This window comes from Vibrio chagasii (assembly GCA_041879415.1).
Classification (GTDB): Bacteria; Pseudomonadota; Gammaproteobacteria; order Enterobacterales; family Vibrionaceae; genus Vibrio.
On record CP090852.1, the window covers coordinates 125955 to 151361 of the forward strand.

Consider the following 25407-nt stretch of genomic DNA (forward strand, 5'->3'; position numbering starts at 1 on the left):
GTCAAGAGATCTAGTCAGGACAAATAATAAGGGGTGAGTTCGCTTACTCCAATAACGTGAAAGCTAACCAACATACTGTCGCTATAAATGCTTCAAAAGACAGCAACGATCGGTTCTGAATGGCTAGCAAAACCCTTATAACTACAAAGGTGGTGAGCAAAATGGATGCACATCGTTCTACCTACACTGAATCAGCACTACGTGACGCAACGGTCGTCATGGCACCGGAAAGACTAGGTGCTATGCACCAAACGCGTATCAGCTTCGTAAGAACTTTGATTCGCAAAATGGCGCAACAGCAATGGAAAGTGACTAAGCATGAGTGGCAATTAGACCCTCAAGGATTTGGTCATGTTATCTATAAGCTAGAGACGCCGAACCATGTTTATCATTTGGTTGTTTTTTGCGATGAGATTGCAGACGACGAGCGAAATGACCGTGTAATTGCTGAAAAGTGGGACGTAACATTTGCTTTGGTTCTTGGCGATGTGGATGTCGCTCTACTTGAGAGACTTCGTGCGAATGTACCGCTACAAGAAGCAGGCCGTAACCCTAACAATGTGCTCGTTCTAGCGCGTGCCAACAAAAGTGTCCGTGTGTTCGAACACATAGTGAGTCACTTGGCTAAAGGGGTTCAGCCAACGCCAAAAGAGTTAGCTGAAGTGGGCTACATCCTGAGAACGACTGCGGTTTATGGTAATGGTAAGTTCGGTATCGCTGACTTCAAAATTCTAGAGAAGAACCCAGATTTCAATCAGTCGTTCAGTGCGCAAATGTGTGCGGTATATATGCTGCGTGAATTCAGCCTGGATTGGGTTCATTACCTAGCAGAGCAACAAGGTGGTGAGCAAGCTGCGACTTTACATCGAGGTTTACAACGTTACCTGGGTGTAGGGAATGCGACAGGTTTAGGTATGGCGCCATACCTGATTAACCACCCAAGTATTGTCGATCAATGGATGACAACCCGTGAGCATGCTCTATCTGACGTGCTAGCTAATCAGACCGACAATAGCTTAGTTGAGCCATTGCGCTCACTAGTGAAAAAAGCAGTCTGTCACCTAGAGCAGGTGGTGACCATCAACGAAACCCAACAAGAGTTAAACAAAGCTGCTGTCACTGAGTTGAAAGCGGCAGAGCAAACGTTAGATGCTTCAGTCAACCGATGTGAAACATGGGGTGAATTTGTCGAGCAATCTAAGCACATGAGTATGGAAGCCCAAGAAATCCTTATTTCATGCTTGATGGAATTGTACCCAGAATTAGTGGACGCCCATCAGGAGCAGATGAATTGTAGCGAGACATTGTCACTTCCTAGCGGTAAGAAGATACAAGATCTGTTGGTGATCTTAGAAGAGAAGTACCGCTGGGCAATCACAACCGATTTTACTAAAGCAGAAAACAACTACTGGTTCTGGTATCGCTCACAAGACAAAGAAGAGCCAAGGCTCGGTGTTCGAGGCGAAGAGCTTGGTGAAGAGCGTGAATTGCCGTTAGATATCGGTCGTCAAGCTTACCGCTTGTACCACGCTTTATTGCAGTTTACTCCAGAGCTCTCATTAGCCGAGTTCTTAGTAAAACAGCCACAGCATCGTGCTATAGCGCGCCGGGTATGGACGCTGGGTAACAAAGCGATGGGCGACATTCAAATGAATGTGCTTCATAAAGAGTCGCTGCCGATGCATCTGTTACGTTGCAAGTTAGCGATGTTTGGTGCAACTAAGTTTGATCCGCGCTCTGATCGTTGGGTTCGCGTGACCTTCTTCCAAGGTGCGCCGTTGCTTGACGAAATTAATCAGGACGAGTGGGTATTCCCACTGTTGCCGAGTGAAGCGGAGCTAGCTGGCTCACATAACGTTCCTACACATATCAATGCTCAACATGGAGGTAAATCGCTATGATCGTTTCTCACAATGAATTGGTCGCGGCCGTCAACAAAGCCTTTTTAGGGATGCGCCGTACATGTGGTGAAGCCGATGTGATAGCGAACATGGTGGCTGATTTGCAAATGGTAGGCTTGGATGGTGTGCGTCATTTTAATAATGCGAGCAACTTTATCGGCCTAGAGGACGACTGCCCAGTTGATATTCAATTGACAAGCGATAACACGGTCGAAGTTGACTTACATAAGGCAAGTTTGGCGTGTCACCTTCCTGTCGTGATGGATTACGCGATTGAAAAAATGGTCGGTAATAAATCGCTTAAGATTGAGCTAAACAACTGCCATAACCGCTGGTTAGCCTACAGTGAGCTTGTAAAACTAGCAGCGAAAGGTATTGCGTGTACTGCACGTTGGGACAATGGCTCAAACCCTAAGAGCACCTTGTATGTGCTTAACCGTGGTTGCGTTGCTCCAGAGCTGTTTTTATCAGATTTGCCTCTGACATCGGACGAACATATCCATAATATGACCATCGAACTTTCCGTCCAGGATTTCGATATCGAACGCTTGTCAGATGGCTACCAAACACATGTCAGGTCTGAGTCGTTGTTTAAGACACAAGAAGAGGCGTGGCGTGATGGCATTGAGGTCAATGACGCAGAGTGGGCGACACTAAAAGAAACGGCCACTGCGATTCTGGTTGAAAATAGCCAACGTTCAATTCAAGGGGCAGGAGAGCTAGTCGCCTCATAGCGGATTGAACGTAGCGCAACATAAGCATCAGATAACACCAAAAGAGCTTAACGTATCCTCACCTCGTTAAGCTCTTTTTATTTTCCTGTTTCTTTTTTCTCATTCCTTGATAAAGCCTCAAAAGGGGCTGTTTTGACACAGGTTGTTACGATACGAACACTCCTTGAGCGATCAAATGAAGTACCTTCACATTCATGCTAAACAAACGGTTTCATTTACGAGCTACTATGCGTATCTTGCTACCTATGCGTGCCATAGGGCGCCACTTTTATTCGTACCGATGACATTAGAATCAGATAAAAAGGAATGAAGCGTGCAAGCTAAGTTTATAGATGGAACCACCCTGTATCGTCAGCACTATTTTGAACTACCACTCGATTATCAAGCGAAAGATGGACAGCAGATTCAAGTCTTTGCTCGTGAAGTTGTCGATCTAGCTAAAGACAGCCAAGAGCTCCCATGGCTTATCTACTTTCAGGGTGGCCCAGGCTTTCCTTCACCACGTGTGAGTGGGGAATCCGGTTGGATGAAACGCGCGTTACAAAACTACCGCGTTCTGCTTCTTGATCAGCGCGGCACAGGTAATAGCACGGTAATTAGCCATGAAACTTTGGCGCATCTGTCTCCAGAGCAACAAGCTGAATATCTAACGCATTTCAGAGCTGACAACATTGTTCGTGATGCGGAAGCGATTCGTGAAAAATTTGGTGTTAAGCAGTGGTCGACAATTGGCCAGAGCTTTGGTGGCTTTTGTACTCTAAGCTACTTATCGCTATTCCCACAAAGCTTGCAACGCTGCTATGTAACTGGCGGTATCCCGTCGATTGAACGTGAAGCTGACGATGTCTACCGCGCGACCTATAAGCGTGTTGAAGATAAGAACAGAGCCTTCTTTGCTCAATTCCCACAAGCACAAGCCATGTGCCGTGAGATCTCTGATTATCTGGTTAACAATGAAGTGAAGCTACCAAACGGTCAGCTATTTACGGTTGAACAGTTCCAATTGATTGGCATTAACCTTGGTGCTGGCGAAGCAAACCTTCCTATGTACTTCACATTAGAGAGTGCGTTTGTTGAAGCTAATGGTAAAAAGCAGCTGAGCTACAGCTTCCTAAATCAAATGCAACAAGAGCAGGGTTACCTAACCAATCCAATCTATGCCATTTTGCATGAATCGATCTATTGCCAAGGGACAGCATCAAATTGGTCGGCTCATCGAGTTCGCGAGCAGTATCCTCACTTTAACTATCAATCGGGTGGGGAATTTTGGTTTACTGGCGAGATGGTCTACCCATGGATGTTTGATCAACTAGAAACACTGAAGCCACTGCGTGAAGCGGCGAATATCTTAGCTGAGAAATCGGATTGGGGCACTTTGTACAACGCAGAGCAGCTTAGCAAGAATACCGTGCCTATGGCGTGTGCTGTTTATGCCGACGACATGTACGTTGAACTGGATTACAGCCGTGAAACACTGGCGAACATTCCAAATTCAAAAACGTGGATCACTAACGAGTATGAGCACAACGGCTTACGAGCAGACGGTGAAAGAATCGTAGATAAGCTGATGACCATGGTTGAAGCGTTAGAGAATCTGCCAAAGTAATCAAGCTATCACTGCTCGAAATAAGAGACGTTAAAAATTTGGAACGTTAGAAAAAAGAAAACGCTGCATCCGTGCAGCGTTTTTGTTAGGTCATCGAACTATTCGATTTAAGGAACTAGGAGGGGTAGCTCAATAAGCCATTAAGGTTGGATGACGATATCTTGATGTTCTGTTGTGGTTAAGCAGGCGCGATTTTGTTCGATAAGTTGAGCCGCGTAAGATGGGGTCACAGCTTGAATCTCGCCTTTCGAACGAATGGTCAGTGCTTCCCAAGCTTGATCACGATATTTGCCTGTCTGTGTGTATTCAATAAGTACTCTCATGATTCTTCCATTCGTTGTGTGGTTAACGTGCTACTAACATTAGCGCCATTATCGTCGTTACACACCTGTTAAAAATGGAACATAAGATTAACCAAATGAGAATGGTTGCAACTTGAAAATATCTACAAATTGCACTTATCAGCACTCGAGCTTATTACTCTAAATCGCTATTCATCCGGATAGAGTGTTGAGAATGGGTAGCAGTGGTAAGTTGTACCTGAAGGAAATTGAAGCATAAAAAAACGCTGCACAAGGCAGCGTTTTTTCAAAATTCATTTGGACGACAGATTAGTTGTTTTCTAAGCCAACAATCTTGCGTGCAGACATTACTGCGCTGTCTAAATCGGTCAATCTACCAGCACTTGCTGGACCAAGAACGGATGAATACAAAGCCAACTGCTTCTCAAATGATAGATCTAGATGGTTATATAGATTTTGGCGGATTTGAGCGTGTTGCTGTGGTTTCGCGCTCGATAGACCTTCCAACGTATCGTAGATGAGTGTAGTTGTATCCATATCAGTCCTTAGTAACTCATTATAAAATTTTGCGTATTATGCACTTGGTGTCATCTTTGTTCTGCGAGATTGATCGCATTATGTGCAAGTCTGCTTAATTGTGTAATCAGTTAGTTATAATTGTGTTGTAGTGACAAAGGGCGTCTAACAGCGCAAAAGAAAAGGAGACACTCAGGTCTCCTTTTTTCTAGCTTCGATAAATTGAGCTAATGCTACCGGATGTTTATGGTGTTATCTCTTCGGTCATACATGTCCGGCGTAGTATGTAAGCCGCCAGCGTAACCCGCTGCTTCTAGAGTTTCTCTCACTTCTCGAACATGCTCTGCGGTGACCGGCTCGTCTCTATCACCTAGATGCAATCGGACGAAAGTGATCAGTTCAGCTAGCCTTTGATCTGATAAGACATCTTCAAAGCTCGCCATTGGCATGAAGTTTCTGTCTTTATCGAGATACGTAGGCTGTAAGCCCCTTACTGTTACCGCAATGGTGTTGAATGGGTCGCTGTGCATGATGATGCCATTGTTCAACAGGGTAGGAGCGATAGGGTCTCGCCCTTTACCATCGTCACCATGACACGCACCACAGGTTTGGCGATAAGTCGTGTAGATCTCGGCGGCGTATGACTCTTCATCAAAGCCTTTCGGCTCTAACGGTACCGCGTCACTACTTATGGTGTTGTTGGTATCACCACTGAGTAAGTAGTACGACATTGATTCAATATCTTCGCGCGTCATCAAACTTAGGCTGTTTTTAACTACGTCAGCCATACCAGCAAAAGCCGTCCCTTTGTCTGAGTGACCTGTGTGTAGGAAGTCGGTGAGTGTTTTCTCATCCCAGCCATCGATGTACAGCTCGTTTGCGGTGATGTCAGGTGCATTCCAACCATCGATTAAATTACCTTGGAAAATACGCTCCGGTATCAATGCTTGGGCAATGTTACGAGGCGTGTGACACTCAGAACAGTGACCAAGCCCTGCAACCCAGTATTTACCTTGTTGCCACTTCTCGACATCATCAACCTTGTCTTTGAGCTCCTCTGGTACTTGATAGTCGACGGGATCGGTATCCATGAATACGATATTCCAGCCAAGCAAACCTAGGCGAATGTTCGACGGGAACATCATGCTGTTGTCGTCATTGCGTCTTGGTACAGCAGTAATGGATTGCATGTACTCCCACAAATCGACCATGTCTTGGTCGGTCAGATATTGATACGAAGTGTAGGGCATAGCTGGATACAAGTAGCCATTCTTGCCTTTACCCGCAACCAATGCAGCTCTGAAATCTTCGAAATCATAGGTTCCAATGCCTTCCGTGTTATGAGGCGTTATGTTGGTTGAGTAAACAGTGCCGAAAGGGGTTACAAACGGCAGACCACCAGCAAAGGGTTCGCCTCCCTCTGCACTATGACAAGCGACACAGTCACCGGCATAAGCAAGATATTCTCCTCGCTCAACAGATTGAGCATCCAAGTTTGCAATTCTCTGCTGTTCAGCTTCTCCTGCATATCGGATATAGGCACCCAGAGCGAGTATCTCGTTTTCGGTTAGCTGGCTATGAAACGCTGGCATCAGGTTGTTCAAGCCATAGTTGATCGTATGTTGAATCTCTTCAATGCTGCCTCCGTGGAGCCATATGTCGTCGGACAGGTCTGGTACTCCTATTTGAGGGTTGGCAACGGAGCCGTCGGCATGACAAGAAGAGCAGTATTTAGTGAACAAGGTTTTGCCTAGTTCGACTTTGACCTCAGGTACATCAGTGTGGCGTTGATTCAGTGACGCTAAGTAGTAGGAGACTTTTGCCACTTCATCTGGACGCATGATTTCACTCCAACCCGGCATGGCACCGTTTCGCCCTTTGGCAATCGAGTGAATAATGGCTTCATCACTGCCACCATACAACCACTCTTGGTCGATCAAGTTAGGGAAGTGTTTTTGCCCTTGAGCGTTATCTCGGTGACAAGCGGCACAATGGGTTTGGAATAAGATCTGACCGCTGCTTACGATCTCAGGCACCTCTGCTAACCCAGCCAAAGTGGTTTCACTTGTTTGTGCAAACTGCTCATTGAGGGTCGTGGTAGGCGAACTGAGTTTATCGTCACTTTGCTGCCAATCGACTAAGCCTTCCCATTCACCAATCCCGGGGTATAACACGAGGTAGCCTGCGGAGAGAGAGAAAGCGACAGCATAACTGACAAACAGTAATTTAGGCGGCGGTGCGTCTTTCTCTTCAATGCCGTCAAAGGTGCCAACGGTGTGGTCCTCGTCGGCCTTGTGATTACTACGCCAGTATTTAACGACAACGGATACCATTAGAACAAAGAATATTATGGTTAAAAGTGCCGCCCATAAGTTCCAAAATGTGCTCATTGTGATACCTCCTGTGACGTATCTTTACCTAGGCTTTGCAGGTATCGAATTAAGGCTTCGCCTTTGGTTTTTCCTCTAACCTGTAGTCTTGCGTCACCAATTTCTTGGTCGGTATACGGAACACCTAGCGTACGCAATACCTCCATTTTCGCGCTGATATCATCCCCAGTGAGTGTTTGTTCAAACAGCCAAGGGTAAGAAGGCATGATAGAAGTAGGCACGACTTGTCGAGGGTTGATTAGATGTATCACATGCCATTGGTCAGAGTACTTTCTTGCTAAATTGGTTAGGTCAGGACCAGTACGTTTAGAACCCCACAAGTTAGGAAACTCGTAGATATCGTCTGCTTCTTGGTTTGGGCGTCCGTTACGTTTGATTTCTGGATCAAGAGGACGAACCATCTGCGTGTGACAGACGTGGCAGCCTTCGCTGATGTAGATATCTCGACCGGCTAGCTCGATAGCGGTTAACGGCACAGCGAGGCTGTTTTTAGCGATATCATCACCTCGAACGATGTTTGGGACCACCCAAACTACTAGTGAGAACGAGGCGACGACTACGGTGGTCAAAATTAGAATAACCAACGAGTGGGTAAAGTCTTTACTCATGATTTATGCCTCCCCATTTGCTGTACGTTTAACATCAAGCTCTGCTGGCATACGCACCGTTTTGTAAAGATTCAGTGCCATTAAGAACAAGCCAAGTACGAATAGAGCACCACCAAAGAAGCGTAGGAATAGCCAAGGTGCTTTGAAGTCCATAGCTTGCACAAAGCTGTATACGAGTTCGCCGTTGTCGTTTTGAGTGAGCCACATGTAGCCTTCACCAATACCCGCTACCCACAAGGCAATGGCGTAAATAGCCACACCTGCGTGTGCGAGCCAGAAGTGCCACTTGAGCATCCTTGGTGACCAAAGTTCGGTTTTGCCCCATAAACGTGGGATGAAGTAATAGAATACGGCGATACCCGACATCGCTACCCATCCGAGAGCGCCAGAGTGGACATGACCGATAATCCATTCGGTGTTGTGTGCAACCATGTTGAACCAACGAATAGCGAGCAGTGGGCCTTCGAATGTCGCTAAGCAGTAGTAGAGAATTGCCGAAAAGAAGAATAGGAGAATGTAGTCGGACTTAAGTTTCTCTTTGTTTTGCAGCAGAGTCATCGCGCTGTTAAACGCACCCGCCCAGGATGGTAACCAGAGGATCAGTGACATCACGATACCAATGTTTTGTACCCACACCGGAACGGAAGAATAGACGAGGTGGTGAGTACCCGCCCAAGTGTAGAAGCCAACTAAGCCCCAGAAGTGAATTACGGACAATCGGTACGAGTAGATAGGGCGGTCAGCCGCTTTGGGGATGAAGTAGTAGTTCATACCGATGACGCCAGCCGTCAGCAAGAACCCGACGGCGTTATGTCCCCACCACCATTGTACAATGGCGTCTTGAGCTCCGGCGAAGACTGAATAGGACTTCATTGCCGAAACGGGCATCGCGAGGTTGTTGACGATGAAGATCATCGCGATCACGATAATAAACGCTGCAAAGAACCAGTTTGCCACAAAGATGTGGTCGACTTTCCGTTTGGCTATTGTGCCAAAGAACAACACAGCATAAAGCACCCAAACAAGTACAATAAGTAAATCAATTGGCCACTCTAGTTCTGCGTACTCTTTTGAAGTGGTGTAACCCGCAGGCAGAGAGATGAGCGCCAGTAGCAACACAAGCTGCCAGCCCCAAAACACCATCCACGACAAGCTCTTGTTGAAGAGCTCACAATGCCCGGTTCGTTGAGCAATGTACAACGATGTCCCCATCAGGATATTGACGACAAACCCGTATATCACGCCAGAGGTATGTAAGGGACGAAGCCTACCGAATTGAAAGTACTCTGAGTCGAAGTTTAAGATGGGCCAATACAGCTGTGCGGCGAGAATCACACCGATGATCATGCCTAAAATAGCCCAGATTAAGGAGGCGATAATAAAGTACTTCACCACCTTAATGCTGTACTGCGTTGTCACTTGTTCCATAACAAGGCTCCTTGCCTAGGATATTTAATTGCTGATTGCGCTAGAGTCGCTCACCGAATTTGATTCGCTACCGAGGTTCGAATAGAAATAAGAAATATCGCGGATGTCTTGGTCCGAGAGCGTATCGGCTTGTTGCTGCATAAGAACCGCCAGTCCACTGGTTCTTTCTCTTGTTTGATAATCTTTTAACGATGAGATTAGGTAGCCCATTTTTTGCCCACGAAGGTTTGGGTAGGGGTCTTGTGTTGAAATGCCGTCATCACCATGGCAAGTCATACACACCTTGGCTTTTTGTTTACCTAATTCGAATTGTTCTTGGTTGATTTCAGCCGAAACAGGAAACATGACCAGCGTCAGTAAGAGGGGAGACAGTGCCGTCATGGGGTTAAACTTTCGCTTATTTAAACTCATTATCGATTCCCTTGATTATGAATTGAGTAAGTGACTTAAGAGAGTTAGACAATATAAGCTGGTGATATTTATAACGGCTCACAACAGTTAATTGGGCTCTTAAAATGACTTACGTTCGATTAAAGGTTATGCAGTGTCACGGAATATCGCTACTAAATGACTCATCTTTCTTGTCAATTTTATCAGTCACTACGTATTCACACGGGGAATTGGATTACTGAGGGAGTAAAAGAGCTCGTTTTATTTAGAAGACTCTGCCGATCGTCGCAATACGGTTTGAGCTAGGACGAGTGAATGTTTTAGGCAAATTAAGCCTTGGTTAGACGAGTCATACGCACAATTTGAACTAGACTCAAGTTAGTGACCTTTTTAAATGGAGTTTAAAATGAGAACTACTCTTCTTGTCTTCCTTTCCTTGTGCTCATTTCCCATTTTTGCAGCAGCAAATTTAACGGTGTTTGACCATTTAGGACAAAAACATGAGTTAAGCCGAGAGCAGCTACTTATGCTTCCTCAGAGTGAAATTGCCACTATTCTTCCATGGAGTGAAGGTAAGTCTGTTTATAGTGGGGTCACGTTGCAGGCTGTCCTTGCGACCATGGATTTATCGGTTTCCCCTAACGTTACTTTTATCGCGCTAAACGACTACAAGGTTTCGATTCCAAAGGAAGACTTTTATGACTATCAGCCGATAATTGCCATAAAACAGGACGGGGAGTTTATGTCGGTAAGAGACAAGGGACCGTATTGGTTAATCTATCCGTTGTCTTCTAGTCCAGAGCTGGACAACACTGATATACACTCAAAAATGATTTGGCAGATACGAGATATTCACTTGTAGGATATACTATGAAGAAAATGTTATCGCTGACTGCCATTAAAGTGGTTATTTTGCTTTCAGCTGCGGTTTTACTTACCGTGAATATCTACAGTGTTACAAGAATCAACGATATCAATAAGAGCTTTTCTAGCCGCCAGAATGAGGCTACTTGGTTCGTTTTTCAGTTGGTAAAGGAATATGCCAATTTTTTGATGGTTAGCCGTTCGGATAAGCTCGATTACGATGAGTTATGGTTGGCTTATGATATTACCTGGAGTCGTTTTGATATTCTGATCAACAGTACTGAATCGTCAAATTTTATTAAATCAGCGAACTTCAAAACCTATTTTTCGGCAGAATTTGAAAAGTTTAAGTCACTAGAGTCGTCCATTAAATTGGTTCGCCAGGGCGATCTTCCCCAAGAGTCCTTACAAAAGAAAATCGATATTTGCTACACCAGCTTGGTTGAATTTATCAATGAGAAATTTCGCCTCCAAAGCCCAGTTATTGAAGAAAATACCTCTATTGTTGATAAATTTGTTGTCGTTAATCGGGCGAGCAGTGCTTTTCTTGTTCTGGTTTTAGCTGCCATCGCTGTTGTCTTTTATCTGGATTTCTCAATTAAGAAGAAGCTCCATTCGACAGACTTTATTACTGGCTTTCGTAATAGAGTCTCTCTCATGCAGTTTATTAAAAATAGTTACCCTGAAGATAATACGTTCGACCTCTATTTTGTACGAATTAGAAATCTGAGTGAGATTAATCAAAAATATGGGCTTGAATATGGTGACTTGGTTGTGAGTTCTGCGGCAAAGTCTCTGACAGAAAAGGTTCCTGAAAGCACAATCTCGTTTCGTAGCAGTGGAAGTCAGTTTATATTTTTTATCCCTCAAGACCTGTACACGAGTGATGAGATACAGGAGAAATTCAACAGCGTACTCAAGGACTATATTTCTGCGGGGAATTTGGAGCTTATGATTGACGCAGTAGTCAGACACAAAAAGAACATCAGCTCTAAGGATATGATGGAGCTATTAACGACCATCCAACGCTAGCCTTCCGACTTTTTTGTATCAAAGAATCAACCTTCTCAACTCTTAGTGCCAACCTTTAGTCGTCTCGCTCTCACCGAAGGGGAGCTAACGTTTTGTGGGCACCATTATTAACGTGTATGCGATGCCTGTATTTCTTAAGGAGGAATACGATAGGTGCCTAGGCCTGTTAGTGTTTGAACAGTCAGGCTACTTTTACTATTTAAGAGAAGTGCAAATGGAAGCGGAAACGGGTTTGAGAGCACGCTCGTTTATATAAAGGTGCTGAAATTCATGAGAACTTTATTTGTGGTGTACTACCGCGATATTATCGTTCGACGTAGAGTCTTGAATAGGCTCGGGGTTTAAAATCGCTTGAGGGTTATGGTCTCGAACGAACTCAATAAATTCCAAGTACGTTAATGGCTGACTAAAATAGTAGCCTTGTATGAGGTCACAGTGCGCTTTTCTTAGGTAGTGATACTGTTCTATGGATTCAACGCCTTCCCCTACAACGAGCGTGTCACAAGAGTGCCCCAGGTTAATCATCGACTCGACCAATTTACGGTCGGCTTTGTCGTCTACCATATTATCGATAAAGCTTTTGTCGATTTTTAACTCATCTACAGGGTAGTGGAGAAGTTGGTTAAACGCCGTGTAGCCAGTGCCAAAGTCGTCGAGAGAAACCTTTAACCCTAAATTTCTTATGTTTTCAATAGTCTGCACAGTTAGCTTGGTGCTTTTCACGTAACTCGTCTCGGTAATTTCAATTATGATATTGGCTGGCGAGACTTGATAACGTTCGAGTACTTTACGGACATTGTCAGCGAAGTTACGATTGTAGAGTTCCATTGCAGATATATTAATAGAGAGGGTGCCTTTGTATCCGTGAATTTCTGCTAGCTCTTTGTAACTTTTAATAGCGGTAGTAATCACCCACATGTCGAGTCTTGATATTAGGTTACTCTTTTCCGCGACCGGAACAAACTCTTCAGGACCTGCATTGATATCAAATAAAGCCGGGCAGCGGATCAGACATTCGGCGCCATCAATTTGAAGTGTCTTAGCATTGAAAATTGGCATAAAGCGAATTTCAAAGTTGTCACTTTCGCAGCACTCTAATAGTCGTTTCTCGACAATGTCATGACGTTCTAGGGTGTGCAGCAATTCTTCACCGTAAACGATACGGCTTTCACCGTCACTATGTGCTTTGGCATTCGCTAACATTTCATCGATGCACCTGTGCCAAATCTCTTCGAACTTTGGTGTATCCATGGGTAACACGCCGGTTGCAAGTGACAATCTGAAACCATAATAATCAAGGAAGGTTGTGCCGGTGAGTGTGTTGTTGATGTTTTCTATTTCTTCGTTTATCGATTGATTTTGCCCCATTTCTAATATGGCAATGAACTGATTACCTCCAAGCCTTGCTACAGAGTAATCACTGCAATTAAAACCGAAGGATGATTGTTGGTTCTGCAAGGTTTCTCTCAGAGCCTTTGCCAGGTTTATCAGAACTTTATCTCCAACCTTAGCGCCGTAAAGGTCATTGATTTTACGAAAATCGATGATATCCCAACAAACAATAAAGCATCTTGGGTTTAATGCGCTTTTGTGGCGTACGCCGAGATGACGAATGAATGAACGCCTATTGGCTAACTTAGTGAGTTGGTCGAACTCCGCCTCAAATTTTAACTCGGTGAGAGAGTCGATATATGCATTCTTTAATCCATCAATCTCACTTTTTCCTGACGAGCGTTTGAAGTATCTGAGCTTAAGCCCACCGATGGATATTTCGCGCAATAGATCTTTAAGTGGGCGTACCAATTGGAAGCGTACGACCGAATGTACGATGAGCATGATAAAAAACAGGGTGCCTACCGAACCTAAAAAGGTTTGCTGGGCGAGTATGGTTTTAGCATGGTTGAATTTTTGCTCACGAATGTCGACTTGTGCGAGGAAATGTCGGCTGATCATTTGCACATTGATACTGTCTTTAGTCTGTTCGATTGAGTTGATAACAAACTGGGTATTCTCAGTGTTTTCTCTATCCGACGACGGTTCAATAGAAAGTTGCATGTTGTCGTCATCATTGTATTCAACGAGCAAGCTTGATAGCTGCTTTAGTGGACCATCTGCAATCAGGATGTATCGATTTGAACTGTTACTGGCTCGCTTATCTTGTGGGAGTAAGTATGGGTCGATGGCCTCAATGTAAGCGTATCTTAGCCCACCATTTACCGAGATGTATGAGAAACCTTTTTGAGACAGTTCAGATCGACTCACCAAAGAGGTGTAGATATCGAAGACGCGCTCATAAATGTGGTCAGGGATTTTCAGATCTTCGAACGGGTCAACTCGAAGTGTGGACAGTGTCAGATTGAATTTAGGGTCAATGATGTAAATATTCCGCTGACCAAATTGATTAACTTGGTTCTGGTTTAGAGTTCGGAGCACTCTTTTTTCTAAGAGAGACAGTGTTGTGTAATCCGTAGGGTTTTGAATGTAACGTAAGAATTGGAGAGACGAACCGATATCCCTTACTAACAACGATAACCCGAGCTGCTCATATTCAGCAGCAACAAGAGCGGTATTCACGTCAGATTGCACTTCATCCAAGTACATGTGCTTGGTATGGCTAGAAGCGAAATTGTAGATAATCACGCCAGCCACCGTAAATACAAATAACAGTGCGGGGGTAAGGACTAAATACAGCTTCTTTAATAGTGGCATTTATTATCTCAAACTATCAACGATACGATTACGGATTTGAAGGCTGTTGGGCTCAAGTGATCGGTACAAGTAACTGCGGTCTAGTATTTCTTGGCTAGGGAATAGCTCAGGGTCATTTTGATACTCTTGAGTGGTTAGGGCTTTTGCTTTCGAGTTTGGCGTAGCGAACCAAGAGTCCATCGCATTTTTAGCGGCAATGTCGGGTTGTGATAAGAAAGAGAGTATCGTTGTGGCTTCCTTGGATAACTCTCCGTTGTTGATCGCTGCAATGCACTCCAACCACAATGTCGTTCCTTCTTGAGGAACCATGTACACCCATGATGGGTCTGGGTCGGTATCATTGAGTACATGGCTGTCACCAGAATAACCGTAAGCCAAATCGATGTTAGCGAGCCTCGCTGGCTGGTGGATATAATCAACGACATATTCACTGCTCTCAAGGTGGACTTTTTGGTCCTGCAATGTCTGATAAGCGATCCGAAGTTCTTGTTCATTGTTCGTGAAAGGGTCAAAGCTGTTGAGTAAAAGTGCTGTACTTACTAAGTCAGTAGGCTCGTAGTACATGCTTATTCGACCACTATTTTTTGCTTCTGGGTCTAGAATAGCTTTCCATGAGACAGGCGGTTCGACTCTGTTGCTTCGGTATAAAATCCCAGATGTTCCCCAAGCGTAAGGGATGCCGTAATCCCCACATCCGTCTACCCACCTAGGGTCAAAATTACCCGAAAGTGACTTCTGTAAATCATCGAGATTATGAAACAAGCTCTGTTTGGCTAGTGCTTTCAGCTTCATGCTTTCAATGACAACCAATTCAAATGCTCCACGCCGTTCGCTCAGTAGCACTTCATCTCGAATTGATTCATCAGAAAAGTATTGCTGCTTTAGAGAGATCCCATAAGTATCGTTTAGTTGTTGAATCACATCGTCAGACAGAAATTCATCCCAATTGTAGAGATAAATTTCGTTCTTCTGACCAAACACCAACCCACTCAAAAGGGATGATGAGACAAGAACTGAAACATAAATTGATTTCACAGAAGGATTCCTTTCCTGCTTTGCTTAACTAAATCCTAGCTCAAAATCTGCGACATGCTTCAAGTTTAAGTGACTAATTTAACTTCAACCTAATGCATTTTGTGTAGGCGACTAACGGTTGTGTTCAATGGTCACCCTTAAACGTGTGTAGTGAGGCTTTTAACATCTAAGTATTTTTTAACGCCATGAATGCTACTCCATAAATGCTAATGGTGGGTTAAGTTGTTATGAGTTGGCCACACAGCAAGCTTAGCTACGAGCTAAATATAATTCTTTTTTATCAGCACCTTATTGGTTTTAGTTGTAGGTTTAAAAAGTTTTGAGGAATGACTTGTAGCACAGGAGGTTTGTGCTTATTGTGGGCACTGTTTGAAACTTAAACTACGAAATGGAGCTCTTGTGGATCTAGAAATATATCAAGTGGATTCGTTCACTACCCAAGCTTTCAAAGGCAACCCTGCAGGTGTCTGCATTTCTCAAGAGTTACTAGATGAGTCGCTGATGTTATCTATTGCAGAAGAGATGGCGGTACCTGAGACGGCTTTCCTCGCACTGGATACCATGACGCTAAAGTGGTTTACACCAGAAGTGGAAGTTAAGTTGTGTGGCCACGGCACTCTGGCTACTGTGCATGTGATGACAGAGCAGGGGTTAGCTAAGGTTGGCGACAAAGTTGTTTTTAATACTTTGTCTGGGGAGTTAACTGCCACAGTTTGTGAATCAACTATCGAGCTAGATTTCCCAGGTACTCAGTTGCTGAGTGCAGAGCCTAATTTAGTTCTTTTAGAGCATTTAGGCATAGCGCAAGACCAAGTAGTGTCATTCTTGGAATTTGATACTAAGCAGTTTATCGAGGTGACTAATGAGCAAGTGCTATTGGAGCTCACTCCGAACTTTGATGCTTTAAAAACAATGGCAGGCAGAGGTGTGCTAGTGACGAGCCAATCATCAAGCGTAGATCTCGATTTTGTTTCTCGTTATTTTGCCCCTTGGGTCGGGAACAATGAGGATCCTGTTACTGGCTCGGCACATTGTGCTTTAACACAATATTGGGCTGATAAACTCAACAAATCGTGTTTTCGTGCATACCAAGCTTCTCGTCGTGGGGGCTATGTATCGACTGAGCTATTGGCGAATGGTCGAATAAAGTTAATAGGTTCAGCCAAAACAGTGATTAGCGGTCTGCTAAAAATTTAGTGGACTTGTTGTTATGAAAGGTGGGTCTATGCCGTTGGTGTGACCTGCGGTTTTATGTCGAGAAGTTGAGCCGAACCCATCCGAATATTGTAAAAGGAATCACAGTGTCAGCTTTCTATTTGTCTCAAGTTTTAGTCGCCATTGCGATTTGCTTTGATCTTATGTCTTTCCAATTTAAGGAGAGGAAGAAGATCGTAACCTGCCTATTTTTCGCAGGTGTACTGATTTCAAGTCACTTTATTCTGCTAGAACAGTGGACAGCAGCATGCTTGATGATTATTGCCACTGTCCGTTATTTAACGAGTGTGTTTTCCACATCACCTAAATTCAAATATTTGTTTTGTTCACTGTCTGTCGTTGCGACAGCCTTTACTTTCTCTGGGTTAACCAGCGTATTGAGTTGCTGCGCATCAATGTTCCAAACATTTGCTGCTTTTAACAAGGATGACCGTCGACTTCGAGAGCTAATGATCATCGGCACCAGTTTTTGGCTTGTTCATAATTACTTAGTTGGCTCTCCAACAGCAGTTGTTATGGAAGCCTTATTTATTGGCAGCAACCTGCTTGGTTATTATCGTTTTTACTTCAGGAAGAATGTCGTGGCTTAGTGTGCGCACTACCAACCATAGCCATGTTTCAGAGAAAATTAGGAGAGCTTATGTCAAATATCTACGCGGATATCCCTTCGTCGATACCCAATGAAATATTCAGTGACTTGATAGCGAATGACAACATTCGAATAGAGAGGATACTTTCACATGGGCACAGTTCTCCCGAAGAGGGTTGGTACGATCAAGATGAGCATGAATGGGTTCTAGTGCTCGAGGGGCAAGGCGTTATCGAATTTGCTGACGGTCGCATTGTTACTTTGTCTAAAGGGGACTACCTCAATATTCCCGCGGGTGAAAAGCACAAGGTTCTGGGGACCGACAAAGACTCTGTCACGATATGGCTAGCGGTGTTTTATCGTTAATTTACTGATAGAGGTAAAAGAGCGTATGTGGCTAAAATTTCAGGTTTTTCATCAGAATATGTCGGTACAGAGGCAAAACGGAGAGTGGCTACTTTATCGAGAATGGGAAACATCGATACGTGCTCGAGTTTATGACGTGATCATACCTTCTGATTTAGCAGAGGAAGAATTAGTACGTTATTTAGCGGACATTTATCATGAGTTTGCTTCAGAAAAGTACCCATCAGTGACACGTATTCTTTAACGGGAACAGTGAGTGTCCTAATACAGCTCTTTATTAACTGATACGTGATTATATCCAATAGTTAGAATCTAAAAGCGACCAAAGGAAGAGAGTGTGGTGAGAATTCGAAATTATCAAGAAAGTGATGCTAAAGCGCTATGGGAGATCTTTTTCTACACAGTTCGTAACGTGAACATACGAGACTATGCTCAAGAGCAGGTAGAGGCTTGGGCACCAAGTGGCTTTGACTTTGCGTTATGGCAAAAGCGTATGGACGGGTTAAAACCTTTCGTCGCTGAGTTAGATGGTCATATTGTTGGCTATACTGACCTACAACCAAGTGGTTTAGTCGACCATTTTTTTTGCCATCATGAATATCAGGGGCGAGGTGTTGGCCGAGCGTTGATGGAGCATGTGTTCACGATTGGGCAAATTCGTGGGGTAGCAAGATACTTCTCAGAGGTAAGTATCACGGCGAGGCCATTTTATGAGCGTATGGGTTTTAAAGTAGTGAATGATCAGCAAGTCGATATGCGGGGAGTAACGTTGACGAATTTCGTTATGGAAAAGGTTGTCGACAATTAGGTTTACGTTAAGAGCGAAGATTGTGAAGAGGAACAGGCCTAAAAGGATTATTAAACCTTTTTAAGGGTATATTTTGCTGATCTGCTGATATTGTCGATGAGTTCAAATTGTGTGCTAGCCAATTTGTCTAATCTTAAAGATTGAATGAATACAAGGAGTGTTGTTCATGAGTCATGTGAGTAGATTAAAAATATATACATTAGTGTCGATGTTTGCTTTTGCAATTGGAGTGTTAGCCCTGCAAGCCGGGGTCTCTGGGTTGTTTCCGCTTTTCGTCGTGGTTATTTCTTTCTTTTCTTTTGTCATCAATTCATTCCTTTGTTTATTCGGTCATAAATATGAGAATGCCAAAGAATAAATCTCGAAAATGATTGTCAAAAATCCCCTCTAAGTCTCAATTATGGGACAGATATTGATGATGTTTTTACAAATGTCCTAAGATTTCCTCTTTAATTTCAATGTATTATTCGGTTCGATTGAAAAGAGTGAGGGTAGTACGTGGGAATCGAAGCTTTAGCATTTGTTATGGATGCATTAGTCACGGCATGTTGCATGTACATTGCATCTAAAATGTCGTTTGTGGTGGCGGATTTTAAGTCTCTTCTAACAATAGCGATTATCGTATCTTTAGTCTCTATGATACCGACAGTGGGGTGGGTTCTAGGGCTTATACTGTTTGTATTTCTACTCGGGAAGGCAACCCATTCGAGTATTGGTGACTGTATTTGGGTGGTGGTGTTTACCAAAGTGGTGTCGATGGCCGCGTTCCTGATATTTGGCCGATTGTTTGTATAACCCAATATCAAATTACTATTTAAAGTAATAAGTCAAAATCTTCTGTTCGAATAGAAAAGAGGCGTGACATTGTCACACCTCCTAAATCTCTTTTAACGACCATTGGTTGTCTATTACCTAGGTAACAGCACAGCGTCAATGACATGTATCACGCCGTTGCTCGCTTTAACGTCTGCCGTTACGACATGAGCTTTGTTGATCATTACAACACCATGGTCAGTGCTAATTGTGACTGGCTCACCCTGTACTGTGACTGCGCTGTCTAGTTTTACCACATCTTCAGCCATTACTTTTCCTGGCACTACATGGTAGGTGAGTACTGCGACCAGTTTATCTTTATTTTCCGGCTTTAATAACATGTCTACTGTACCGTCTGGTAGAGCGGCAAACGCTTCATCTGTTGGTGCAAAAACAGTAAAAGGGCCTTCTCCTTTCAGTGTGTCCACTAATCCTGCCGCTTTTACTGCCGCCACTAACGTTGTGAAAGAGCCGTTTTCTACTGCCACGTCCACGATGTCTTTTTTCATACCATGATGGTCAGCATGGACAGCCGTTGATAAAAGAAGTGATGCGGCGAACAGCGACAGGCTTTTATATAAGTTCTTAAACATATTGGGTTCCTTTCAGTTTTTCCTTTATTTCCGAGGCTTGTTACGAAAGGTCAAGCACGATAGATCATATCTACGTCACGCTTGAGACATTGTCCTATCCCGAAAACTCAACAAAGTGGGGATGTAGAAAGGTTGAATACTTGTTGTAATTCCAAAATTGTACATATATTTAATGGGTGATTATTCAACTAGTGGATGTGAATATGAGGTCTGTTTTACCTGTAGTACTTTCCGCGGCTGTTTCTATGCCAGCGTACAGTGGACTAGCTCCTAGTGAGGGCTTTAGTGGTAACTTTAGTGTCTTGGCTGGGTTCTATTCTGACAGCAGTAATTTGAGTACTGAACAAGACTCAAACCAAGCAACCAATACCATGGAAGGCGATAGTGAGAATCAAGGCTTACTTGGTTTTCTTGGAACTGTTAAGTATACCTTTGGTGAATCCCTTACTCACCAAGTTTATGCCGGTACCACCCGAGAAGATATTGCGACCGGTACCATTGCTTTTGAAATTGGTTATCGACACCAACTCTCTGGCGGAACCATATTAGATGTTTCCGTGTTACCGACACTTATCTCCGGCAAGGCTTGGTCTGATCCTTACGCTGTAGGTGTGAATCGAAACGAAACCGATGTAAAGGGTAACGTGGGGCGCCTACAACTGACCAACATCGGCGGCACTGCTTTCCAAACCGATTTTGCTATTGGTGAGTCTGATGTTGATGATGAACTGTCAGGTACCCAAAGTCTGTCTACACAAGAAGCCGCACTACTCGATAGAGAAAGAGCTTATTTATATGCTAAGGCAGGCTATCGCTTCATTCTACCTAATCAGGCCGGCTTGTTAGTACCTTCTATGGTGTATTTCAATTCTGATGCGGAAGGGGGGGCTCTGAGCTTTGATAGCTACGGTATCGAGTTGAACTACGCTAAGCGAATTGGCCGTCACGGTTTTGTTGTTACGTTAGATGCGAATGACCGTCAGTATGATGAAGCTAACCCAATCTATGGAAAGACTCGTGAAGAGAACGAGTATGGTGCCTTTTTAGCGTATGAACTCGGTGGATTGTTGGGTTACAAAGATTGGTCGTTTATTACGTTACTCGGTCTAAGAACCATTGATTCCAATATCGATTTCTATAACTCTGAACAGGTATTGGCAAGCGTCGGCATCGACTATAAATTTTAACGCAGATCGCCACCATAGCTGTGCAGTTCTAAGTTAACTTCATTATTTCGCGCACTTACACTTTTTATGGTTGTAGGTGCTCGCTGCTATCCGTAATATGAAATCCAGACGATACATTGGAACTTATTAAGGAAGCGATTTGGATATACAAATTAGACATTTAGAAGCAACGGATAGCCAAGATTTATTCGATATTTATCGCCGCCCTTCGGTTTCAGAAAACACGTCACAAAAGCCATACCTTAGTTCTGATCAAGTGGATCGGCTGTTTGGTCATTCAGACCATTTTACTTTAGTCGCTGAATCATCCGAGAAAGTCGTAGGCCATATCACCTTGTTTATGACGACTAAAGTAAGGGACCGACACAGCGCAGGGCTTGCTATTGCCATTCATCCGGATGTTCACGGAAAAGGGGTTGGTAAAGCCTTGATGCAAGAAGCCATCAATCAAGCGGATAATTGGCTAAACCTCGTCCGCCTAGAGTTAGAGGTTCATGCCGATAACCACGCTGCGATTGCTTTGTACGAACGCGCTGGCTTTCAGTTAGAGGGGACTAAGCGATTGAGTACCTTCAAAAACGGCAAGTACATTGATATGTTGCTGATGTCGAGAATAAAGCCAGAATATCTAGCATCTTGAATTCGCTTTAGGTGATTGGATCTATAATCTGAATAAGAATTAAGTTACCGCCATAAAGCCCTCAAACTGCAGAAGCTTGAGGGCTTTGTACTTTCGTCCTGAGTTGAGGTGTGTTGACTAACTAGCACGAGCACTGTTTTTTGGTAACAAGCACTTATGGATTATCAATACCGAAGCCATTACGAAGCGCAAACTGGATTAGCTCTGTATGGTTATCGAGTTCGAGGATATCTAACATTCGATATTTGTGTGATTCGATCGTTCTTGGGCTTAAAAACAGTATGTCGGCACATTGCTTAGCAGTGTAACCTTGCGCCAACTGCGTAAGTACAGCGCATTGTTTTTTTGTAAGTAACAAGAGTTTTTCACTCTCATTGATATTACTGGCTTCATCACTGGTCACACTACGAGTCATTTTTGAGTGTTGCCAAAAACAGAGCCAAACATCACTCAGCATTTTGATTCGCTTCAAATCACGCTCTTCAATAGGAGTGTCGTACCGCTTGAACCTAGAGAAACCGATAGCGCCCCATTGTTGCCCAAATAACGATAAGCTTACGATAGCGTGCCAATGAGCACCTTCTTGGTAGAGTTCACGTAGCGGATCGATTGTGTGGTTCGCGAGAGATTGCTCTGGAAATAGCTGCCAACACTCTTTAGAGCGTAAAAGCTTTAGATATTCAAGGTAGTTGCCTTTTAGAAAGCGCTCCATCTCGAGTGGGGGCATTCCGACTTGAGAGACAGACATGCTTTTCCCTGTATCCAAAAGAATCATCGAGTTTGGAAACAGAGTAAGCCTATCTAGCTTAAACCAAGCAAGAGCCTCCTGAGCGAGTGACACAAACGTCTTATCAAAATCTTTTGGCTGACATGCGGTCAAGGTGTCGGTTTGGTGACCTAAGAGCTCTTCAAAGCTATCGAATTGGTTGTCTTTCATACTGACCGTCTGTTGTGGTTTAAGACAAAAATAACGGCAAGAGCTAAAATGTGTCAACCATAGTAGAGAATGTCGTTCGTATTGAGCCGAATTTAGTACCTAAGTGTTAGAGCGAGGGTGATCTATGGTGGTGATTAGCGCAAGGTGAATAGCTTTCTAAAGAGGCCCGTCAAATATCTAAGTTTAATAGACGAGTTTGGGATAACGCCAACATAATGAGCCGAGTATGTTGGCAGCTTGTAATGTCGTTATTTTCTTTGTAGCGCCCGCTGTTCGTTATCAAAGAGACTTAAGCTACTAAGATATAAGATTTTATTTGAATAAAACCTTCTGTGTTGGCAATGATGAACTACATTTAAAAGAGATGTAATGATACATTTTCATGTGTGAGATTGTTGGAGGAGGAATAAATCATTGTTAGATCCAACCATAGGCAAACAAATACAGTGGCCATGTGATTTGCCACAAAGTCTCATCGATAGCTTGCTTGAGATTGCCGTATTTAAAACCGGCATTCATAGCTTGGAAATTACACAAAAGTTTCAAAACCTACCTGGCGTTTTCTATATTCTTAGCGGCTCTGCGGGTATCTGTTTTTCTACACAAAATATGAAGAGCTTATCAGGAGGAGTGATCGGTAAAGGTGATTGGATGGGGGCCTTGTCGATTCATGCTGAATACAATCTTTTTGCGGTAGCTGAAGAAGTTGAACCGATCACCATGGTACTTTTCCCATCGGAAAAGGTACTAGAGTTGGCTGAAGAGCAGTGCATGGTATTTAAGTGGCTGCTGCATTGTGGCACTAAGGCACAATCGATTTGGATGCAGGCTTACCTTTCCTCTATTCATGAAAAAGAACAAAAAACGATTTATGTGCTCTTAGAACTCGCTGCGCGTCAAAATAACATAGCGGGAGCTACCGTGAGTGTTAACGTGTCACAAACTCAGTTGAGTACGATTACTGGGATTTCTCGCTCACGCTTGAATGAAGTGCTGAAAGGCATAGAGCAGGACGGTCTGGTCAAGATTCAAAGGGGTAAAGTCTTTATTTCAGATGTTGAAGGGCTTTACGAACGTATTTCGCCAATGAATCTAATGATGCGAGATCCAGTTGCGGAGATAAAATCCCAGTAGCGTATGATTTAAGCTAAATGATTGAAAACAAAATACCTACAACTTTATAGGTAAACTGCAGGCTTGTGTTCTTTTGGGAACATACATAAGGTCTTTGGACAGATAACTTCTACCTGATATTTATAAATTTAATTTTGAGTAAATGGTGTTGTTATGAAAATGGCCGTGTTGGAATACAAAGTGTGCGGGATAGGTGAGTGGATAAAAACGAGAATCTCAAGCCGCTGCGCGTACTTACTTGCTGCTGAATATGAATTGATGGGTTGGCCAATCAAAATCGACGGAGAAGTGTTTTCTGCTGAGAACGCATAGTGCAAACGCGCATCAATAGGGCGAATACGGAAAGATAGTTACCCTATAAAGTTGATACAAAAAAAGCTGGCGATTGAATGCCAGCTTTTTTATTAAGACGATCAACAAATAGCGTTTACTTGTTCACGAACTCTTTGAATTTTTGCTTGGTTTCAGCGTCGGCTTTTTCATACCAGAAGTACAGCATTTCTTCGGCCGTGTTAGACGCGTTGCCATCAATTTTTGCTGGTAGTGTTACTGGTTGAACAACTGCAGCGGCTGTAGCACCTGTCGTTAATGCGGCAATACCACCTGTACGGTTGTATTCTTTCGCTTCTTGAGGGTATTTACGGCCAATCTGCATGCCATCTTTGGTTAATTTGTCTTGCTTAACACTGATTGTATTTTGGTTCTCATCAACCAATTTCCAATCTAGGTTCTGAAAGCCTTTTCTCGCTTCGTTAGCGTTGCGGAACTTCGGCATGTCGAACGTTACTGTTGTGTCTGTCGCGTCAAAAGTAGCAATAATTGCGTCACTATCAACAAACTCACGGTCGTTACCTTGACTAAAAGCGAGCTGATATTGGAAAACGATTTGGTTTACACCGTCTGGCACGGTGATGGTTTTGCTTGAAGAGAAAAAACCACCCTCAAGATCAGGTTTAGCCTCATTAACCGCTAAGACTTCAACTAGAGCATCTGCGCTAGAAGGAACTTCAATTTTTACATCAGCTAACACTTGTGGTGCTGCGATAATTGTGGAAAGCAGCGCAATGGATTGTAATGTTTTCATAATCATACAGTTATTGGTGTGAGATATTTTACAATCTCACGCAGAACGAAGTATTTCAAGTTACCTTGTCTCGATTTAGCAAAATTCACCGAAACTTAACCTAAGCCTAATTATTGAGCGTGTTACCTGTACGTTTCTTATCCGCATAAGAGTGGTTTAGTGCATCTGGTGGGGTGATTTCATCATCAAAAACCTCAGTATCAGTCGGTGATTGAAGCGTGATGTAGATAGGAACAAAAGCACATACCCAAATCGCATAAATGGTAATCACTCGGTTCAATATAACAAACCATGCCTCACTGCCGGACTCGGAAACGTAGTATCCAACGAGAGTAAGTAAGGTACAGACAATCGCCCACATAATGGCTGACAATGGCTCTTTAGTGGTTGATGCGAGCAGGACTATCGTAATGTAAGGTACAGCCATCGCGATACCTAATGGTACGTGATAGTCGACAACAAAAATGAGCGTAGCGCCCGCCGCCAGCAGTAGATGTGGAGCAATACTAGGTAGGTTCAATTTCAT

The 25407-nt window shown here is 43.6% G+C and carries 26 protein-coding genes and 1 pseudogene; 15 read left to right on the top strand and 12 right to left on the bottom strand.

Annotation, left to right across the window (positions count from 1 at the left end; all coding sequences use genetic code 11):
• Positions 1-87: 87 nt before the first annotated feature.
• The 3 genes and pseudogenes from L0991_14695 to L0991_14705 all read left to right on the top strand — a co-directional run bounded on the left by L0991_14695 (position 88) and on the right by L0991_14705 (position 4241).
• Positions 88-1901: pseudogene (locus L0991_14695) on the top strand (hypothetical protein).
• The gene (locus L0991_14700; protein XGB64804.1) at positions 1898-2635 is read left to right on the top strand and encodes a DUF3726 domain-containing protein; all 738 of its coding nucleotides are present in this window, start codon (positions 1898-1900) and stop codon (positions 2633-2635) included. Before L0991_14695 ends, L0991_14700 begins: the two are co-directional and overlap by 4 nt.
• Positions 2636-2948: 313 nt before the next feature.
• Positions 2949-4241, top strand: a complete 1293-nt coding sequence (locus L0991_14705) for an alpha/beta hydrolase (GenBank protein XGB64805.1) — start codon at positions 2949-2951, stop codon at positions 4239-4241.
• 140 nt (positions 4242-4381) lie between these two features.
• Here the strand turns inward: L0991_14705 and L0991_14710 are convergent, their stop codons facing one another.
• The 6 genes from L0991_14710 to L0991_14735 form a co-directional block, all read right to left on the bottom strand.
• Entirely contained in the window at positions 4382-4564 is a 183-nt protein-coding gene (locus tag L0991_14710) for a hypothetical protein (protein ID XGB64806.1), read from the bottom strand.
• 288 nt (positions 4565-4852) lie between these two features.
• Positions 4853-5080: a PAS factor family protein gene (locus L0991_14715; protein XGB64807.1), complete on the bottom strand. Its 228-nt coding sequence runs from the start codon at positions 5078-5080 to the stop codon at positions 4853-4855.
• Positions 5081-5292: 212 nt separating this feature from the next.
• Entirely contained in the window at positions 5293-7449 is a 2157-nt protein-coding gene (locus tag L0991_14720; GenBank protein XGB64808.1) for a c-type cytochrome, read from the bottom strand.
• On the bottom strand, positions 7446-8060 hold the full coding sequence (locus L0991_14725; GenBank protein ID XGB65447.1) for a cbb3-type cytochrome c oxidase subunit II: 615 nt from the start codon (positions 8058-8060) through the stop codon (positions 7446-7448). The genes L0991_14720 and L0991_14725 overlap by 4 nt, the downstream gene beginning before the upstream one ends.
• Positions 8061-9485: a cytochrome-c oxidase, cbb3-type subunit I gene (gene ccoN, locus L0991_14730; protein ID XGB64809.1), complete on the bottom strand. Its 1425-nt coding sequence runs from the start codon at positions 9483-9485 to the stop codon at positions 8061-8063.
• Between the two features lie 24 nt (positions 9486-9509).
• Positions 9510-9896, bottom strand: a complete 387-nt coding sequence (locus L0991_14735; GenBank protein XGB64810.1) for a cytochrome c — start codon at positions 9894-9896, stop codon at positions 9510-9512.
• Positions 9897-10281: 385 nt separating this feature from the next.
• On the opposite strand from L0991_14735, the gene L0991_14740 reads away from it, so the two are divergent.
• The gene (locus L0991_14740; protein XGB64811.1) at positions 10282-10737 is read left to right on the top strand and encodes a hypothetical protein; all 456 of its coding nucleotides are present in this window, start codon (positions 10282-10284) and stop codon (positions 10735-10737) included.
• A gap of 8 nt (positions 10738-10745) precedes the next feature.
• Positions 10746-11771, top strand: coding sequence for a diguanylate cyclase (locus tag L0991_14745; protein ID XGB64812.1), 1026 nt, complete (start codon positions 10746-10748; stop codon positions 11769-11771).
• Between the two features lie 279 nt (positions 11772-12050).
• Here the strand turns inward: L0991_14745 and L0991_14750 are convergent, their stop codons facing one another.
• Positions 12051-14480, bottom strand: a complete 2430-nt coding sequence (locus tag L0991_14750; protein ID XGB64813.1) for a bifunctional diguanylate cyclase/phosphodiesterase — start codon at positions 14478-14480, stop codon at positions 12051-12053.
• A gap of 3 nt (positions 14481-14483) precedes the next feature.
• Complete coding sequence (locus tag L0991_14755; protein XGB64814.1) at positions 14484-15515, bottom strand: extracellular solute-binding protein; 1032 nt, start codon at positions 15513-15515, stop codon at positions 14484-14486.
• A gap of 399 nt (positions 15516-15914) precedes the next feature.
• Between L0991_14755 and L0991_14760 the strand changes: the two genes are divergently transcribed.
• The 6 genes from L0991_14760 to L0991_14785 all read left to right on the top strand — a co-directional run bounded on the left by L0991_14760 (position 15915) and on the right by L0991_14785 (position 19288).
• The gene (locus tag L0991_14760; GenBank protein ID XGB64815.1) at positions 15915-16712 is read left to right on the top strand and encodes a PhzF family phenazine biosynthesis protein; all 798 of its coding nucleotides are present in this window, start codon (positions 15915-15917) and stop codon (positions 16710-16712) included.
• 104 nt (positions 16713-16816) lie between these two features.
• Entirely contained in the window at positions 16817-17320 is a 504-nt protein-coding gene (locus L0991_14765; GenBank protein XGB64816.1) for a YgjV family protein, read from the top strand.
• A 50-nt stretch (positions 17321-17370) separates the two neighbouring features.
• Positions 17371-17685, top strand: a complete 315-nt coding sequence (locus L0991_14770; GenBank protein XGB64817.1) for a cupin domain-containing protein — start codon at positions 17371-17373, stop codon at positions 17683-17685.
• A 25-nt stretch (positions 17686-17710) separates the two neighbouring features.
• On the top strand, positions 17711-17929 hold the full coding sequence (locus L0991_14775; protein XGB64818.1) for a hypothetical protein: 219 nt from the start codon (positions 17711-17713) through the stop codon (positions 17927-17929).
• Between the two features lie 93 nt (positions 17930-18022).
• The gene (locus L0991_14780) at positions 18023-18493 is read left to right on the top strand and encodes a GNAT family N-acetyltransferase (GenBank protein ID XGB64819.1); all 471 of its coding nucleotides are present in this window, start codon (positions 18023-18025) and stop codon (positions 18491-18493) included.
• A 498-nt stretch (positions 18494-18991) separates the two neighbouring features.
• On the top strand, positions 18992-19288 hold the full coding sequence (locus L0991_14785) for a hypothetical protein (protein ID XGB64820.1): 297 nt from the start codon (positions 18992-18994) through the stop codon (positions 19286-19288).
• 113 nt (positions 19289-19401) lie between these two features.
• On the opposite strand, the gene L0991_14790 is transcribed toward L0991_14785, so the two are convergent.
• Positions 19402-19899 carry a fasciclin domain-containing protein gene (locus L0991_14790; GenBank protein XGB64821.1) on the bottom strand — a complete coding sequence of 166 codons (498 nt, stop codon included), beginning with the start codon at positions 19897-19899 and terminating at the stop codon, positions 19402-19404.
• Between the two features lie 203 nt (positions 19900-20102).
• On the opposite strand from L0991_14790, the gene L0991_14795 reads away from it, so the two are divergent.
• A complete protein-coding gene (locus L0991_14795) occupies positions 20103-21086 on the top strand; it encodes a DUF2860 domain-containing protein (protein ID XGB64822.1) in 984 nt (327 codons plus the stop codon).
• A 139-nt stretch (positions 21087-21225) separates the two neighbouring features.
• Positions 21226-21726: a GNAT family N-acetyltransferase gene (locus tag L0991_14800; protein ID XGB64823.1), complete on the top strand. Its 501-nt coding sequence runs from the start codon at positions 21226-21228 to the stop codon at positions 21724-21726.
• Between the two features lie 154 nt (positions 21727-21880).
• On the opposite strand, the gene L0991_14805 is transcribed toward L0991_14800, so the two are convergent.
• The gene (locus tag L0991_14805; GenBank protein ID XGB64824.1) at positions 21881-22663 is read right to left on the bottom strand and encodes a LuxR C-terminal-related transcriptional regulator; all 783 of its coding nucleotides are present in this window, start codon (positions 22661-22663) and stop codon (positions 21881-21883) included.
• A gap of 414 nt (positions 22664-23077) precedes the next feature.
• On the opposite strand from L0991_14805, the gene L0991_14810 reads away from it, so the two are divergent.
• Positions 23078-23797, top strand: a complete 720-nt coding sequence (locus L0991_14810; GenBank protein ID XGB64825.1) for a Crp/Fnr family transcriptional regulator — start codon at positions 23078-23080, stop codon at positions 23795-23797.
• Between the two features lie 153 nt (positions 23798-23950).
• Complete coding sequence (locus L0991_14815; GenBank protein ID XGB64826.1) at positions 23951-24109, top strand: hypothetical protein; 159 nt, start codon at positions 23951-23953, stop codon at positions 24107-24109.
• A 115-nt stretch (positions 24110-24224) separates the two neighbouring features.
• Here L0991_14815 and L0991_14820 read toward each other — a convergent pair whose 3' ends face one another.
• Together L0991_14820 and L0991_14825 are read right to left on the bottom strand one after the other, a co-directional pair.
• Positions 24225-24881: a DUF2057 family protein gene (locus L0991_14820; protein XGB64827.1), complete on the bottom strand. Its 657-nt coding sequence runs from the start codon at positions 24879-24881 to the stop codon at positions 24225-24227.
• A 106-nt stretch (positions 24882-24987) separates the two neighbouring features.
• Positions 24988-25407, bottom strand: a complete 420-nt coding sequence (locus L0991_14825; GenBank protein XGB64828.1) for a hypothetical protein — start codon at positions 25405-25407, stop codon at positions 24988-24990.